Origin of the sequence: Flavobacterium sp. N3904, assembly GCF_025947305.1 — a bacterium.
In the GTDB taxonomy this organism is placed as follows: domain Bacteria; phylum Bacteroidota; class Bacteroidia; order Flavobacteriales; family Flavobacteriaceae; genus Flavobacterium.
The window spans coordinates 345,875-361,371 of sequence record NZ_CP110009.1 but is presented as its reverse complement, the minus strand read 5'-3'; the positions used below and the strand labels follow the sequence as shown (position 1 = coordinate 361,371).

Sequence of the window (15,497 nt, the reverse complement as noted above, 5' to 3'; positions counted from 1 at the left end):
AATTTTACAATACTATTTTGTTTATTTGTATAAATTTGTACCAATAATTTAAAAAAGACTATGAAAAAAATATTTCTATTAGCTATGCTAACTGTTTTAGGAGTAACTACTTCTAATGCCCAAGAAACTTCAAAGAAAAGTAAAAAAGCCACAACAACAGCAGCACTTCCTACAGTAGATGGAGCAGGAATGGTTTTTGCAAGTGAAACTATCGATTACGGTACCATTGCACACAACGCTGATGGAAATCGTCAATTTACATTTACAAATAATGGAAACAAACCATTAATCATTACAAACACACAAGGATCTTGTGGATGTACTGTGCCTACTACACCAAAGGAACCAATTGCACCAGGAGCAAAAGGAGTTATTGGAGTAAAATATGCAACAGACAGAGTTGGTCCATTTACAAAAACAGTTACAGTAACTTCAAATGCTGAAGGAAAACCAAGCGTTGTTCTTACTATCAAAGGAACTGTATTGCCAGATGCTGCACCAGCTGCTACAAAAAGCTAATATTATATTTTATACAATTAAAAAAGGCTTCCTAATTACTAGGAAGCCTTTTTTGTAAACTTTTGCCAAACAATGAGAAAGCTAGAAAACAATGAATTAGAACGAAAATCAATAGCTGATTTTAAAAAATCAGACAAAACACCTTTAATTCTAGTATTAGATGATATTCGTAGTTTGCATAATATTGGTTCGGTTTTTAGAACAGCAGATGCTTTTTTGATAGAAAAAATAATTCTATGCGGTATTACGGCTACACCCCCCAATAAAGAAATTCACAAAACTGCCCTCGGAGCCACCGAAACGGTTACTTGGGAGCATCAAGAAAATGTATTGGAAGTTATTGCTAATCTAAAAAAAGAAAACATAACTACCTTGGCTATTGAACAGGTGGAAAGCGCCATTTTTCTTCAAGATTTTAAAGTAAAAAAAGACCAAAAATACGCCTTAGTATTTGGAAATGAAGTATATGGAGTTGCGCAGGATGCGGTTGCTTTGTGTGATGGTTGTATAGAAATTCCGCAATTGGGTACCAAGCATTCTTTAAATATTTCGGTAAGTGCCGGGATTGTGGTTTGGGATTTGTTTTGTAAAATCAATATGAATCAGTAAATTTCAAAAAAAAACACTTAATTCTAACAAAATAATTATTGAATGTCATTTTTTTTTGTTCATAGTTAGGTATTTTTACAAAACGATTTCAAGAAATTGGCTAACTATGAAAAACATATTCTTTTTTCTTTCACTATTCTCAACTTTTTTTGTGTTTGCCCAATATACAGCAATTCCAGATACCAATTTCGAAAGAACATTAATTAGCTTAGGTATAGACAATGGTGCAATTGACGGTAAAGTCCTTACGTCAAATGTCTCTTTTATTTCAAGTTTAGAAATGCGATTTGAAAACATTTCAGATTTGACAGGGATTGAAGATTTCACAAATTTACAAACACTCATTTGTAACAATAATAATTTAACTACTCTAAATTTAACTAAAAACATTCAGTTGAAATATTTAGATTGTAGTTACAATCAATTAACTAGTTTAAATGTAGATAACAACACCAACCTTACCTCATTAAATTGTAATTTCAATAAATTAAACAATTTAAACATTTCAAATAATTTATCTTTAAATGATTTAGGCTGTAGCTATAACAATCTTACTAATTTAGACATTTCAAGAAACATCGCATTAAATTCATTCTATTGTACCTTTAACCAAATAACAAATTTAGATACTAGAAGCAACACAAATTTAAATATATTTGTTTGTTATGATAACAAAATCAGCAATTTAGACATCTCAAAAAACACAAAAATCAACTTATTTTCTTGCAACAATAATCAAATAACAAATTTGGACATTTCCAAAAACATCAATTTAAGTTCTTTCCAGTGCGAAAACAATAAATTAACCTCGTTAAATTTAAAAAACGGAATCAATAATCTAATGAATGTTGCCGATTTTAAATTCAATCCTAATCTTAGCTGCATTCAAGTTGACAATGTCGCTTATTCAAATGCGAATTGGTCTTCAAACAAAGACATAACAGCTAATTTTTCTAGCACTTGCAATACTGTTTTAAACAACGCTGCACCAATTATTACAGCTTCAGGGAATCAAATTTACTGTCCATTAACAAGCGTAAATATTGTTACATCAATTTCTATTACCGATCCAGATGATACGAGCACTGATGCTATTTACGTACAAATATCATCAGGTTATAGCAATGGTAATGATCAGTTGTTCCTTAATAATGCTTTGCTGCATCCAACCGTAAGAAGTAGTTGGAATGCAAGTGAAGGGAAATTAACTTTAAAAAGTCCATCTGGACTACCAATTACATACTCTGATTTTGAAAGTGCGATTAAGGACGTTCAATTTACGAATTCTTCTATTACACCTTCTGGAATTAAAAATTTTTCGATTAGTATAGGTCAGGCCAATTATTTACCTCGAAATGGCCATTATTATGAGTTCGTGCCTAATATAGGAGTTACTTGGACTGTCGCAAAAGCTGCTGCTGAGGTAAGAACATATTACGGATTAAAAGGCTATTTGGCAACAATTACGGCTGCAGATGAAGCTCAGTTGGCAGGAAAACAAGCTCCCGGCGCTGGTTGGATTGGAGGTAGCGATGCCGAAACAGAAGGTGTTTGGAAATGGGTAACAGGTCCAGAAATAGGAACTGTTTTCTGGAACGGACTTTCGAATGGATCAACCCCGAATTTTGCCTTTTGGAATTTCAACGAACCCAACCAAGCTGGTGATGAAGATTATGCTCATATAACAGCGCCAAGTATTGGGAAAGCTGGTTCTTGGAATGATTTAGCCGATGCTGGAAGCCCAAGTGGTGACTACCAACCCAAAGGATATATTGTAGAATATGGAGGGATGCCTGGAGATCCCGTATTGCAACTTTCTGCTAGTACTACTTTGACAATTCCATCGATACTTACTACTTCGCCAGCTTCAAAATGTGATTCTGGAGCCATGACCCTTAATGCAACAGCATCTGCGGGAACTATTAATTGGTATGGTGCTGTTACCGGAGGGAATTTATTAGGAAGCGGAACAAGTTTTACGACTCCAATATTGACAGCGACTACTTCATATTTTGTAGATGCTGGATGTTCAACAGCAAGAAAAGAAGTAATTGCAACTATAAATACAACTCCGTCTATTACACAAACCAATACTCCTGTTACTAATTGTGGACCGGGATCAGTCACATTGACAGCCTTGGCTTCGGCTGGAACAGTAAACTGGTATTCAGAACTGGTTGGAGGAACAATTTTAAGTACAGGGCAGTCGTTTATTACTCCAAGCATTTCGGTAAATTCAGTGTATTATGCAGAAGCGACTAATAATGGCTGTATAAATAGTACTCGAATTCCAGTTGACATACTAATTTATCCACTACCACCAGTTAGCGATCAAGAAGTTGCACATTGTGTTTCTTTTAGTATAACACTGGATGCAGCTGTTCCAAACATGACTTATCTATGGTCTACGGGTGCATTCACTCAAACAATAGATGTGACAGAAAAAGGGGTTTATACTGTAGATGTAACTAGCCTTGCGCCAGAAAGCTGTACGAGTAAAAAAACAATTACGGTTGTAGAAAACAATAAACCAGAAATAAAAGATATCCTTGTAAATGAAACAACGGTAACAGTTGAACTAATAAAGAGTGAAAACTATTTTGAATATTCAATCGATGGCGTAAATTATCAAAACTCAAATATTTTTACCAACGCTCCGAGTGGATTGCAAACTGCTTATGTGCGAGAGGTAAATCTTTGCACTATGGACAGTAAACCCTTTGTTGTGATTGTTGTTCCAAAATATTTTACTCCGAATAATGATGGTTTTAATGATGTTTGGGAAGTAAAAGGAATCGTCAATTACCCTTTGGCAGAAGTAACTCTTTTTGACCGCTACGGAAAAATAATAACTCAACTCAATGCTTCAAATCGAAGTTGGGATGGAACTTTCAATAAAACTCCTTTGCCTGCAACAGATTATTGGTATGTTTTAAAATTAGACAATAATAGCCCGGAAGTCAAAGGACATTTCTCTTTGAAAAGATAAATTATTGTTTGATTTTTTCTTGAATTTCATTCAAAATATATAGGTAATCTTCTTGCTTGTTTACAAAATCACGATCGGAAACATCAATAATTAAAACATTCAAATCGGTCTGGGTTTTGATGTATTCCAAATATCCTTTGTTTATTTTTTCTAAATATTCAGCGGTAATATCTTGCTCATAACTTCTTCCACGAGATTTGATATTCTCCAATAATCGATTCGTATTTTGATACAGATAAATGTACAAATCGGGTTTTGGCATTTCTTTATATATAATATCAAAAAGGGTGCGATACAATCTAAACTCGTCTTCTCCTAGAGTAATTTTGGAAAACAGCAATGATTTAAAAATATGATAATCGGCTACCACAAAATCTTTAAACAAATCAAATTGAGACAAATCATCGGATAATTGCTGGTATCTATCGGCCAAGAATGATATTTCCAAAGAAAAAGCATAACGGTTTTGATCTTCGTAGAATTTGGGTAAAAAAGGATTGTCGGCAAATCGTTCCAAAACGGTTTTAGCATTAAAATCCTGTGCCATTTTAAGTGCCAAAGTCGATTTTCCAGCACCAATATTTCCTTCTATTGCTATATAATTATAATGATTCAGTTGTATTTGGTCTAATGGACTTTCTAGTTTTTGAACGACTTCGCAAACGCTCACATCAGGTGTAATCTGAATTAGCTCTGAAATTGTTTTTTTTAAAACAGGATGCTTCCAATTTATATTTAGATCCTGAAAAGGCAACAAAACAAATTTCCTATCCTGCAGTAAAGGATGCGGAATTTGAAGGTTTTTTAAATCGATTATTTCATCATCAAACGCAATCAAATCAATATCTATTATTCGGGATTGATAGCCCGCATTTTCATTTCGAATGCGCCCAAGTGTCTTTTCAACTTGTAAAACCTGATCTAAAACCTGCTGAGGTGATTTTGAAGTATGGATGGATAAAATACAATTATAAAATGCGTCACTCTCAAAACCCCATGACGGAGTTTCATAAAGGTTGGAAACTTTTATAACAGTTCCAATTTCTTGATGGATCAATTCCAGGCATAATTCGATGTTTTTCAATCGATTGCCTTGATTGCTCCCTAAGGATAAAATGACTTGATGTTGTGATTCCATATTAGACACAAATTAACTAAAAGAATTTTAGAATAACAGTATATTTGCGCGCTCTGTTGCGTTTTATTTTTTAATTCTAAAATGTAACAAAATGATACTTTTTACTACTTATTATAAAAATAGATTTGTATGAGATTTTTAGGAAATGTAATGGCCACTATTGTTGGTATTTTTGTTTTTTTTATGTTATTTTTCTTCGGAATTGTGCTTTTGGGAGCCATTTTTGGTGGTGAACCAGAAGGAATTGAAGTAAAAAGTAATTCGGTTATTGAATTAAATTTAGAAAATATTTCGAATGATTACGCCGGAAAATATAAAGATCCGTGGATGGATATTTTTTCTGAGAAAAAAGGAATCGGTCTTACGGATATAATTAATGCCATTGCTGCTGCAAAAACAGACAGTGATATCAAAGGGATTTCTATCTTAAATGAAAACTCCTCTTTAGGTTTGGCACAAAGTAAAGAATTGAGAGAAGCTTTGAATGACTTCAAAACCTCGGGTAAATTTGTGATGGCTTATGCCAATAATTATTCGCAAAGAGATTATTATTTAAATTCTGTAGCCAATACCATTTATTTGAATCCGGCTGGAGATTTAGATTTTAAAGGACTTTCGACCGAAGTTATGTTTTTTAAAGATTTACAAGAAAAATCAGGAATAAAGATGGAAGTTATTCGTCATGGCAAATACAAAAGTGCCGTAGAACCTTTCTTGGAAAATAAAATGAGTGATGCCAATAGAGAACAAACCACAGCATTGTTAAACTCGGTTTGGAACTCCATTGTTGCCGATATTTCGGTAAGCCGTACTATTTCTGCTGGGAGATTGAATGAAATCGCAACGGGTTTATTGGCTCGTACTCCAGAGATGGCAAAGGCCAACAAACTCATTGATATTGTAGCTTATGAAGACGTGTATCATAATGCTATAAAGAAAATTTTGAAGGTAGATGCGGATGAAGATTATAATAAAGTATCTATGTCTGATTACGCTCAAAATGTTGCGACCACCTCGATTGATCTAAATACCGATAATCAAATAGCTGTTATTTACGCTCAAGGCGAAATACAGAGTGGAGAAGGAGACGTGAATGTAATTGGCGAAGGTTCTATGCGTCGATCTTTGCAAGAAGCCAGAAAAAACAAAGACATTAAAGCTATTGTTCTTCGAGTTGATAGTCCAGGAGGAAGTGCTTTGACATCAGATTTGATATGGAGAGAAATAGAATTAACCAAAAAAGTAAAGCCTGTAGTAGTTTCTATGGGTAATTATGCCGCTTCCGGTGGGTATTATATTGCTTGCAATGCAAACAAAATTTTTGCAGAAAAAAACACCATTACAGGTTCTATTGGTGTTTTTGGTGTATTGCCCAACTTTAGTCAATTGTCTACCAAAATAGGGATTAACACAGAACAAGTAATGACTAATGATAATGCCAATTATAGTCCATTTGTTCCTTTAAACGAAAAGTTCAAAGCAGTAACTCTCGAAGGTGTTGAGCGTGTCTATAAGACATTTGTGACTCATGTTGCCGAAGGACGTAAAATGACATTTGCCCAGGTAGATTCTATTGCACAAGGTCGTGTTTGGACTGGCTCTGAAGCTTTGAAAATAGGTTTGGTCGATAAAATAGGAAACCTGAATGATGCTTTAAAAGAAGCGGCTTCCTTGGCAAAAATCAAAACATATTCTACTCAAAATTTTCCGGAATATGAGAAAAATTTTAGTGATATTCTGGCAAAACTTCCTTTTGCCAAATCTAAAGAAGCTTTGATAAAAGAAGAACTGGGCGAAGAAAATTATTTCATTCTACAACAAATTAAAAAAGTACAACTTCAAAAGGGGATACAAGCCAGAATGCCTTTCGAGATAAATATTCAATAATTTTTTTAACATAAAAGACGCAAACCTTTTCAACCTAAAAATTGAAAGGGTTTCTTTTTTTATAAAATAGTATGATTCCAAAATCATAAAATAAGATTAAAGAATGGTGATCCCATATTTTTTTAAATAAACAAATATTACCTTCGTAATACAGTTTTCAAACAAACTAATTTACAAACCCAATTTCTGTAAACAATAACCTTATTTATTTTAATTATATGCTAAAGAAAATTTTAAAAATCGTTGGAATTGTATTAGTAATTCTTGTTGCATCCCTATTTGCTATTCCGTATTTCTTCAAAGATCAAATCAAAGCCAAAATTACAGAAGCCATCAACGAAAAAGTAGATGCCAAAGTTTCTTTTGTGGATGCAGACTTGAGTTTATTCAAAAATTTTCCAAAAGCAACCGTTACTCTTGATCAATTATTGATTATCAATAAAGCTCCTTTTGAAGGTGATACATTGGTTTCTTTGGGTGAATTGAATTTAAATATGTCCATCAAAGAATTATTCAAAGGAAAGGACGAAGCCATACAAATTGAAGGTGTCAGTTCTAAAAACGGGTTTATCAATATTATTTTCAACAAAGATGGAATAGGCAATTTTGACATTGCATTGAAAGACAATAAAGCCAAAGACGATGGTAAAAGTGATCCGATGTTATTGAAAATTCAGAAATACCAAATTGAGAATTTTAAATTTCAATATTTTGACGAAAGCTCACAGGTTCGAATGGTTATTGATAGCTTAAACCATGAAGGGAAAGGTGATTTTAACAATTCAATATTAGATTTAGACACCAAATCGACTGCCAAAATTTCTCTAGACATGGGCAAAATCAATTACATGAAAAATGTGTCATTGTCACTGGATGCCGTTTTAGGAATCGATTTGAATCAAAGCAAATATACTTTCAAACAAAACAAAGCGCTGATCAATCAATTGCCTTTGGAATTTGATGGTTTTATTCAGATGGTTGATGCGGGTCAGGTTTATGATTTAAAATTTAAAACACCAACATCTTCGTTCAAGAACTTTTTGGGTTTAATTCCAGCTGCCTATTCTTCGAGTCTAGAAGGAGTGAAAACTACCGGAGATTTTACCGTTAATGGCTTTGCGAAAGGGATGTTGACCGATACAACCATTCCGAAATTTAACATTGCCATTGCATCCAACAACGGTTCTTTTCAATATCCGAACTTGCCAAAATCAGTTCAGAGTATCGTAATTGATACTAAAATCGTAAACGAAACCGGTATAATGAATGACACTTATGTCAATTTAGACAAACTTTCTTTTCGTATAGATCAGGATGTTTTTGATGCAAAAGCCAATATAAAAAATATCAGTACCAATGCATTGGTTGATGCTGCCTTGAAGGGAACTATTAATTTAGCTAATCTTTCGAAAGCCTATCCTATAAAGCTTGACAAGCCGCTTACTGGAATTTTGAAAGCGAATGTTACCACTAAATTTGACATGGCTTCGGTAGAAAAAAGTCAATATCAGAACATTAATAATGCAGGAACTATTGGTTTGACAGGATTTAATTATGCTGATGCCAATGGTAAAAATATGGCCATTAGTTCGGCTTTGGTACAATTTAATCCTAGTCAGGTACATCTGAAACAGTTCAATGCAAAAACAGGAAAAAGTGACCTAAGCGTAACGGGTGTCCTGGATAATTTTTATGGTTTTATGTTTCGAAAACAAGAATTGAAAGGGAATTTTAATATGACCTCAAATCAATTAGTTGTTAATGATTTCATGACCACAGCCACCGCTCCTGCAACTACTGAAACTAAGAAAGCAGAGCCTCTGAAAATTCCAGCTTTTTTAAATTGTACGCTTACCGCGAAAGCCAATACGGTTTTGTATGATAATTTGACTTTGAAAGATGTTTCTGGAAAAATGATTATCAAGGATGAAAAAGTAACCTTGGAAAATGTAAAAACATCTATTTTTGGAGGAACAATTGGCGCCAATGGAGGTGTGTCTACCAAAGGAAAAACTCCAGTTTTTGATATGAATTTAAATTTAAATCAAGTCGATATTCAACAGAGTTTTACTCAACTAGAAATGTTGAAAAAAATAGCTCCGTTGGCAGGAATTGTAAATGGAAAATTAAATTCAACTATCAAATTGAATGGGAATCTTAATGCTACAGAGATGACGCCGGATTTGAATTCTCTTTCGGGTGATTTGATAGGTCAATTTCTTTCTACAACTTTGAATGCCAATAGCTCGACCATGTTGAAAGCTTTGAGTTCTAATTTGAAATTTATAGATTTAAACAAAGTAAATCTAAATGACATAAAAGCGGCACTTACGTTTAAAGACGGAAGAGTCAATGTAAAACCTTTTGATGTAAAGTATCAGGATATAAAAGCTACTATTGGTGGTACTCACGGTTTTGATCAAAACATGGATTATAACATGAAATTTAATGTTCCTGCTAAATATCTGGGAACAGAAGCCAATGCCTATATTTCGAAAATGTCTGCTGCTGATGCGGCAAAATTCGAGAATATTCCTGTTACTGCTATTGTGACCGGGACGTTTAGTAATCCAAAAGTTTCATCGGATATGAAAGCGGTTTTGACAAACCTTACCATGCAATTGGCCAAACAACAATCGGATAAATTGGTTAAAAAAGGAAGTGCAGAATTGGATAAATTATTGAATGGCGGTAAAAAAACAGAAACTGACACCACTAAAACCAATGCACAAAAAGAAGATATTAAAAAGAAAGCGGGCGATTTAATTAACGGCTTATTTAAGAAAAAGAATTAAAGAAAACGTTCAGCATTGCAATATTCCCAACTTGTTTAAAAATGAGTTGGGATTTTTTTTGAATCTAATTAGGAGGGATTGACTAGCCAAAAAAAATATTGAATTCAGGTTTGGGTAAAAAAAACAGTTTAAAGTATAAAGTGATTAAACTTTAAACCTTAAACTGTTTTGAAATTGAAATAAATTCTATTTATGCCAGAACTTCAGTAAGCGAAACGGCTTCTTTAATTCTTTTTAAAGCTTCTTTTAATAATTCTTCGCTAGTTGCATAAGAGAAACGAATACAATTTGGATTTCCAAAAGCGTCACCAGTAACAGTTGCTACACAAGCTTCTGCCAAAAGATACATAGAGAAATCATTGGCATCTTTGATAAGTGTTCCTTTCAATGTTTTTCCGAAGAAAGATGAAACGTCTGGAAATACGTAGAATGCTCCTTCAGGAACGTTTATTTTTACTCCTGGGATTTCTTTTAATAATCCAACTACTAAGTCTCTACGGCTATGGAAAGCGTCAACCATGTGTTTCAATACAGATGGGTCTGCGTCTACAGCGGTAATAGTAGCACGTTGTGCAATGCTGTTGGCTCCGCTAGTAACTTGCCCTTGGATTTTAGTACATGCTTTTGCGATAAATTCTGGAGCTCCGATGTATCCAATTCTCCATCCTGTCATCGCAAATGCTTTTGCAACTCCATTTACAGTAATAGTTCTTTCCAACATTCCTGGAATAGAAGCAATACTGCAAAAAGTTCCTGAGAAATTGATGTGTTCATAAATTTCGTCGGCAACTACATAGACGTGGGGGTGTTTTTCTAAAACTTTTGCAAGAGCTGTTAGCTCTTCTCTGTTGTAAACCGATCCACTCGGATTACAAGGAGAACTGAACCACATCATTTTTGTTTTTGGTGTGATGGCTGCTTCTAGTTGTTCTGGTGTAATTTTGAAATCGGTTTCTACAGAAGTAGGAACTTCTACAGGAACTCCTCCTGATAATTTTACAATTTCAAAATAACTTACCCAATAAGGTGCCGGTAAAATTACCTCGTCACCGTCATTAAGCATTACTTGAGCAATGTTGTATAAAGATTGTTTGGCTCCAGTTGAAACCACAATTTGTGATGGCTTGTAATCTAAATCGTTGTCTCTTTTAAATTTTCTGCAAATAGCTTCTTTCAACTCTGCATAACCTTCCACTGGAGAGTAAGTGCTGTAATTTTCGTCAATCGCTTTTTTTGCGGCCTCCTTGATGAAATCTGGTGTGTTGAAGTCAGGTTCTCCAAGACTTAAACTGATAATGTCTTTTCCTTGTGCTTTTAATTCTCTTGCCAATGCAGCCATCGCTAATGTTTGTGATGTAGCTAGATTGTTAATTCTGTCTGAAAGTGGATTGCTCATTAAAATGTAAATTTTTTGGTTTATTCTTTTTTTAGATAATTATTATAGAGCGGGTTCTAGACCCAATGTTCTTAAATGTTTGAAATGGGCAATAACAGCAGCTGTCATTGTTTTGTATTCATAGTAAGGCAATTGACATTCTTTTGCCGTTTCTTTTACAATTTTTGCAATTTTGCCATAATGTACATGACTAATGTGAGGAAAAATATGGTGCTCGATTTGGTGGTTCAATCCTCCAGTGTACCAGTTTACGATTTTGTTTTTTGGAGCAAAATTTACAGTGGTAAACAATTGATGAATCGCCCAAGTGTTTTCCATTTCGCCAGCCTCATTTGGTTGCGGATTGGAAGCTTCATCTACTACGTGAGCCAATTGAAATACAATACTTAATATTAATCCGGCAGTGTAATGCATTATGAAAAATCCAATCAGCACTTTCCACCAAGTGATTCCAATTACAATAGGCAACACTATCCAGATGGATAAATAAATAACTTTTGTAATGATTAAAGTTGTCCAAAGTGTTTTTGGGCTTTTTGGTTCTCCGTATGAAAGTTTTCTCTTGAGATAATTTCTCATTTGCTTAAAATCGGTTGTAATAGCCCAATTGAAAGTCAATAATCCGTATAAAAACACAGCATAATATTGTTGAAACTTATGAAATTTGTGCCATTCAGCTTCTTTGGAGAAACGCATAATTCTTCCTGCTTCCAAGTCTTCATCATGACCTATAATGTTCGTATAAGTATGGTGTAAAACGTTGTGTTGTACTTGCCAGTTATGTACGTTGCCAGCTAAAACATAAATAGTTCCTCCCATAAATTTATTTACCCAACTTTTGGTTGAATAAGATCCGTGATTGGCATCGTGCATTACGTTCATACCAATGCCTGCCATTCCAATTCCCATAACAATGGTTAGTAGCAAGTGAGTCCAGAAAGGCATGTCTAAAGTAAGTATCAAAAAGTAAGGAACAAGAAAAACAGTGAAAAGAATTACAGTTTTCAAATGTATTTTCCAGTTTCCGGTTTTCTCTAAATTGTTTTCTTTGAAATAGCTGTTAACCCGTGAGTTAAGAGTTCTAAAAAATTTTAGATTGTCTTGTTTTGCAAATGTAGGTGGGGTATTGATCATAATATTTTTGAATATTTGCAAAGGTAACCAATATAAATCTTGAACATACAATATTGAGTTAAATATTTCTAACCTAAAAGCAGTACTTTTGTTAAAAATTTTTAAGATGGATGAGATTCTAAAGTATTTTCCTAACCTGTCTGATAATCAGAAGGAACAGTTTCAAAAATTGGATTTTTTGTACCACGATTGGAACGAAAAAATCAACGTTATTTCTCGAAAAGATATTGATTCATTGTATACCAAACATATATTGCATTCTTTGGCTATTGCCAAAGTAAATAAGTTTGAGCCTGGAACTTATGTGCTTGATGTTGGGACCGGAGGAGGATTTCCAGGAATTCCTTTGGCTATTCTTTTTCCGGAGACTCGTTTTTTTCTGATCGATATTATTGCCAAAAAAATAAAAGTGGTTCAGGCTGTCGCCGAAGCTTTAGAATTGAAAAATGTAAAAGCCGAACAGCTTCGTGCCGAAAATGTGAAAGGTGATTTTGATTTCATTGTAAGTCGCGCCGTGACCAATATGCCTGATTTTGTTTCTTGGGTAAAAACCAAAATAAAGAAGCAAAATAAGCACGAATTGAAAAACGGAATTCTCTATCTAAAAGGCGGTGACTTAACCGAAGAACTAAAAGATTTTCCGAAAGCCACCGAATATAACATTTCCGATTTCTTTGAGGATGAATTTTTTGAAACTAAGAAAGTTGTGCATTTGCCTTTGAAGTTTGTGGTGTAAGTCTGAAAGTGAAAAGGTATAAATTAAAAAAGCCGAATCTTAAATTTAAGATTCGGCTTTTATATTTATAAAGTCTATGAGACTTTCGAACTTTCGATTTTATGACTAAAAGTTATTCTCCCAAAAATGGATATCTGTAATCGGTTGGAGTTACAAATGTTTCTTTGATTGTTCTTGGAGAGGCCCAACGCAATAAGTTCAATGCAGAACCTGCTTTGTCATTGGTACCAGAAGCTCTTGCACCGCCAAATGGTTGCATTCCTACAATAGCACCTGTTGGTTTATCATTGATGTAGAAGTTCCCAGCAGCATTTTGTAAAGCGGTTGTAGCTTCTTCAATCGCATAACGATCTTGACTGAAAACTGCTCCAGTTAGTGCATACTCGGATGTAGTATCAACTAGTTTTAATGTCTCAGACCATTTTGCATCTTCATAAACAAAAATCGTCATAACGGGTCCGAATAATTCGGTTGACATAGTTGTGTATTGAGGATCTGTAGTTACTATAATAGTTGGTTCAATAAAATAACCAACAGATTTATCGTAATTACCACCAACGATGATTTCTGCATCAGCATCTTTTTTGGCTTGGTCAATAAAACCAGCCAATTTATCAAAAGATCCTTCATGAATCACAGCAGTAATGAAGTTTCCAAAATCTTCCGGAGAACCGATTTTCATTGATTTTGTATCCGTAATTAATTGCTCTTTTAATGCTGGCCATAAGCTTTGCGGTACATAAGCTCTTGAAGCTGCAGAACATTTTTGTCCTTGATATTCAAAGGCACCACGTACAATTCCAGTAGCTACTTGTTTTACATTGGCACTTGGATGGGCAATGATGAAATCTTTACCACCAGTTTCTCCAACAATTCTTGGATACGTTTTGTAGTGGTGTATGTTGGTTCCAATTTTTGACCAAATGTCTTTAAAAACATGTGTTGATCCTGTAAAATGAATTCCGGCAAAATCACGACTGGCCAAAACGGTATCGGTAATCATCAAAGCATCTCCAAAAACGACATTAATAACGCCATCAGGAACTCCTGCTTCTTTGAATACATCGATTATGATTTTTGCAGAGAATACTTGGCTGTCACTTGGTTTCCAGATTACTACATTTCCCATCATGGCAGCACTGGCTGGAAGATTGGCAGCAATAGCTGTAAAGTTGAAAGGTGTGATTGCATAGACAAAACCTTCAAGTGGTCTATATTCTAAACGATTCCACATATCTGAAGTAGATTTTGGTTGATCTGCATAAATTTGCGACATGAATTCAACGTTGAAACGCAAGAAGTCAATCAATTCGCAAGAAGCATCAATTTCTGCCTGAAATATATTTTTGGATTGCGCAATCATTGTTGCGGCATTTATTCTTGCTCTGTAAGGACCTGCAATCAATTCGGCTGCTTTCAAGAAAATAGCAGCGCGCTGTTCCCAAGCCATATTTGCCCATGCTGTTCTTGATTCAAGAGCATTAGCAATCGCTTTTTCAACATGTGATTTTTCAGCCTGATGATAAGTTCCTACAATATGTTGGTGATCATGAGGAGCTGTCATGTTTTTGGTATTGCCAGTTCTAATTTCTTCGCTGCCAATATACAATGGCACGTCAATTTTAGAATTCCACATGGTTTTGTAAGCCGCCAGAACTGCTGCTTTTTCTGGTGAATTGGGAGCGTAACTTTTTACAGGCTCATTTACCGCTTTGGGTACATTGAAAAATCCTTTTAGCATATCTTTATAATTAAATGTAAACAATTAGAAATTTGATGCAAAAGTACAAAGGAAAGTTTTAAATTATGATAAAAATGTCATAATTAAAGTCAAATTAATTCAATGCAAAGGGCGCACACATTCTGAAAGTAGGCACAATAACTTTGAAAGATTTGGTAGAAGTAAAATTAATCATGTTGAAATATCCTTTCATCGCTCCGTAAGGAGAGGATAACAAACAACCTGAACTATAGGTGTGTTGTTCGCCAGGTTTTAGAACTGGTTTTTTGCCAATTACGCCTTCACCATCCACAAATTCTAAATCATTCAAAGAATCATAAATTTCCCAATGGCGAGAAGTTAATTGCACCGAATCTTTGCTATGGTTTTCTATGGTAATCTCATAACTAAAGGCAAAATGAATCTTGTAGTTTTTGAAGTACGTACCTTCAAAACTAGTCAAAACGGAAATTTTTATGCCTCTTGTTATTTGTGAAACCATGATTAATAGCTAATTAAGTACTATATGTCGCCAAATTTACAAAAAAAAATAGTAGTGTCTCTAAATTTTTAT

Annotated in this window: 11 protein-coding genes; 6 read left to right on the top strand and 5 right to left on the bottom strand. The window is 34.3% G+C overall.

What is annotated here, in order from left to right:
* Positions 1-60 precede the first annotated feature (60 nt).
* From OLM57_RS01605 to OLM57_RS01595, 3 genes are all read left to right on the top strand, one after another.
* Positions 61-519 (top strand): DUF1573 domain-containing protein, encoded by a 459-nt coding sequence (locus tag OLM57_RS01605; RefSeq protein WP_264565494.1) that lies wholly within the window; start codon positions 61-63, stop codon positions 517-519.
* A 72-nt stretch (positions 520-591) separates the two neighbouring features.
* Entirely contained in the window at positions 592-1,128 is a 537-nt protein-coding gene (locus OLM57_RS01600) for an RNA methyltransferase (protein ID WP_264565493.1), read from the top strand.
* Positions 1,129-1,234: 106 nt separating this feature from the next.
* Positions 1,235-4,117 (top strand): T9SS type B sorting domain-containing protein, encoded by a 2,883-nt coding sequence (locus OLM57_RS01595; protein ID WP_264565492.1) that lies wholly within the window; start codon positions 1,235-1,237, stop codon positions 4,115-4,117.
* Position 4,118: 1 nt separating this feature from the next.
* Here OLM57_RS01595 and folK read toward each other — a convergent pair whose 3' ends face one another.
* Positions 4,119-5,255, bottom strand: a complete 1,137-nt coding sequence (gene folK / locus OLM57_RS01590) for a 2-amino-4-hydroxy-6-hydroxymethyldihydropteridine diphosphokinase (protein ID WP_264565491.1) — start codon at positions 5,253-5,255, stop codon at positions 4,119-4,121.
* 129 nt (positions 5,256-5,384) lie between these two features.
* Between folK and sppA the strand changes: the two genes are divergently transcribed.
* Positions 5,385-7,142: a signal peptide peptidase SppA gene (gene sppA, locus OLM57_RS01585; RefSeq protein WP_264565490.1), complete on the top strand. Its 1,758-nt coding sequence runs from the start codon at positions 5,385-5,387 to the stop codon at positions 7,140-7,142.
* Positions 7,143-7,360: 218 nt separating this feature from the next.
* Positions 7,361-9,937 (top strand): AsmA-like C-terminal region-containing protein, encoded by a 2,577-nt coding sequence (locus OLM57_RS01580; RefSeq protein WP_264565489.1) that lies wholly within the window; start codon positions 7,361-7,363, stop codon positions 9,935-9,937.
* A gap of 190 nt (positions 9,938-10,127) precedes the next feature.
* On the opposite strand, the gene OLM57_RS01575 is transcribed toward OLM57_RS01580, so the two are convergent.
* Positions 10,128-11,333, bottom strand: a complete 1,206-nt coding sequence (locus OLM57_RS01575) for a pyridoxal phosphate-dependent aminotransferase (protein ID WP_264565488.1) — start codon at positions 11,331-11,333, stop codon at positions 10,128-10,130.
* Between the two features lie 42 nt (positions 11,334-11,375).
* Positions 11,376-12,467 carry a fatty acid desaturase family protein gene (locus tag OLM57_RS01570; RefSeq protein WP_264565487.1) on the bottom strand — a complete coding sequence of 364 codons (1,092 nt, stop codon included), beginning with the start codon at positions 12,465-12,467 and terminating at the stop codon, positions 11,376-11,378.
* 106 nt (positions 12,468-12,573) lie between these two features.
* On the opposite strand from OLM57_RS01570, the gene rsmG reads away from it, so the two are divergent.
* Complete coding sequence (gene rsmG, locus OLM57_RS01565; RefSeq protein ID WP_264565486.1) at positions 12,574-13,203, top strand: 16S rRNA (guanine(527)-N(7))-methyltransferase RsmG; 630 nt, start codon at positions 12,574-12,576, stop codon at positions 13,201-13,203.
* A gap of 112 nt (positions 13,204-13,315) precedes the next feature.
* On the opposite strand, the gene pruA is transcribed toward rsmG, so the two are convergent.
* Complete coding sequence (pruA, locus tag OLM57_RS01560) at positions 13,316-14,944, bottom strand: L-glutamate gamma-semialdehyde dehydrogenase (RefSeq protein ID WP_264565485.1); 1,629 nt, start codon at positions 14,942-14,944, stop codon at positions 13,316-13,318.
* A gap of 94 nt (positions 14,945-15,038) precedes the next feature.
* Entirely contained in the window at positions 15,039-15,425 is a 387-nt protein-coding gene (gene apaG / locus OLM57_RS01555) for a Co2+/Mg2+ efflux protein ApaG (protein ID WP_264565484.1), read from the bottom strand.
* Between the last annotated feature and the right edge of the window lie 72 nt (positions 15,426-15,497).

What these genes read in the sequence shown, in the direction of transcription:
- OLM57_RS01605 (WP_264565494.1), top strand. Translation starts at nt 61, where the DNA reads ATGAAAAAAATATTTCTATTAGCTATGCTAACTGTTTTAGGAGTAACT.
- OLM57_RS01600 (WP_264565493.1), top strand. Translation starts at nt 592, where the DNA reads ATGAGAAAGCTAGAAAACAATGAATTAGAACGAAAATCAATAGCTGAT.
- OLM57_RS01595 (WP_264565492.1), top strand. Translation starts at nt 1,235, where the DNA reads ATGAAAAACATATTCTTTTTTCTTTCACTATTCTCAACTTTTTTTGTG.
- folK (WP_264565491.1), bottom strand. Translation starts at nt 5,255, where the DNA reads ATGGAATCACAACATCAAGTCATTTTATCCTTAGGGAGCAATCAAGGC.
- sppA (WP_264565490.1), top strand. Translation starts at nt 5,385, where the DNA reads ATGAGATTTTTAGGAAATGTAATGGCCACTATTGTTGGTATTTTTGTT.
- OLM57_RS01580 (WP_264565489.1), top strand. Translation starts at nt 7,361, where the DNA reads ATGCTAAAGAAAATTTTAAAAATCGTTGGAATTGTATTAGTAATTCTT.
- OLM57_RS01575 (WP_264565488.1), bottom strand. Translation starts at nt 11,333, where the DNA reads ATGAGCAATCCACTTTCAGACAGAATTAACAATCTAGCTACATCACAA.
- OLM57_RS01570 (WP_264565487.1), bottom strand. Translation starts at nt 12,467, where the DNA reads ATGATCAATACCCCACCTACATTTGCAAAACAAGACAATCTAAAATTT.
- rsmG (WP_264565486.1), top strand. Translation starts at nt 12,574, where the DNA reads ATGGATGAGATTCTAAAGTATTTTCCTAACCTGTCTGATAATCAGAAG.
- pruA (WP_264565485.1), bottom strand. Translation starts at nt 14,944, where the DNA reads ATGCTAAAAGGATTTTTCAATGTACCCAAAGCGGTAAATGAGCCTGTA.
- apaG (WP_264565484.1), bottom strand. Translation starts at nt 15,425, where the DNA reads ATGGTTTCACAAATAACAAGAGGCATAAAAATTTCCGTTTTGACTAGT.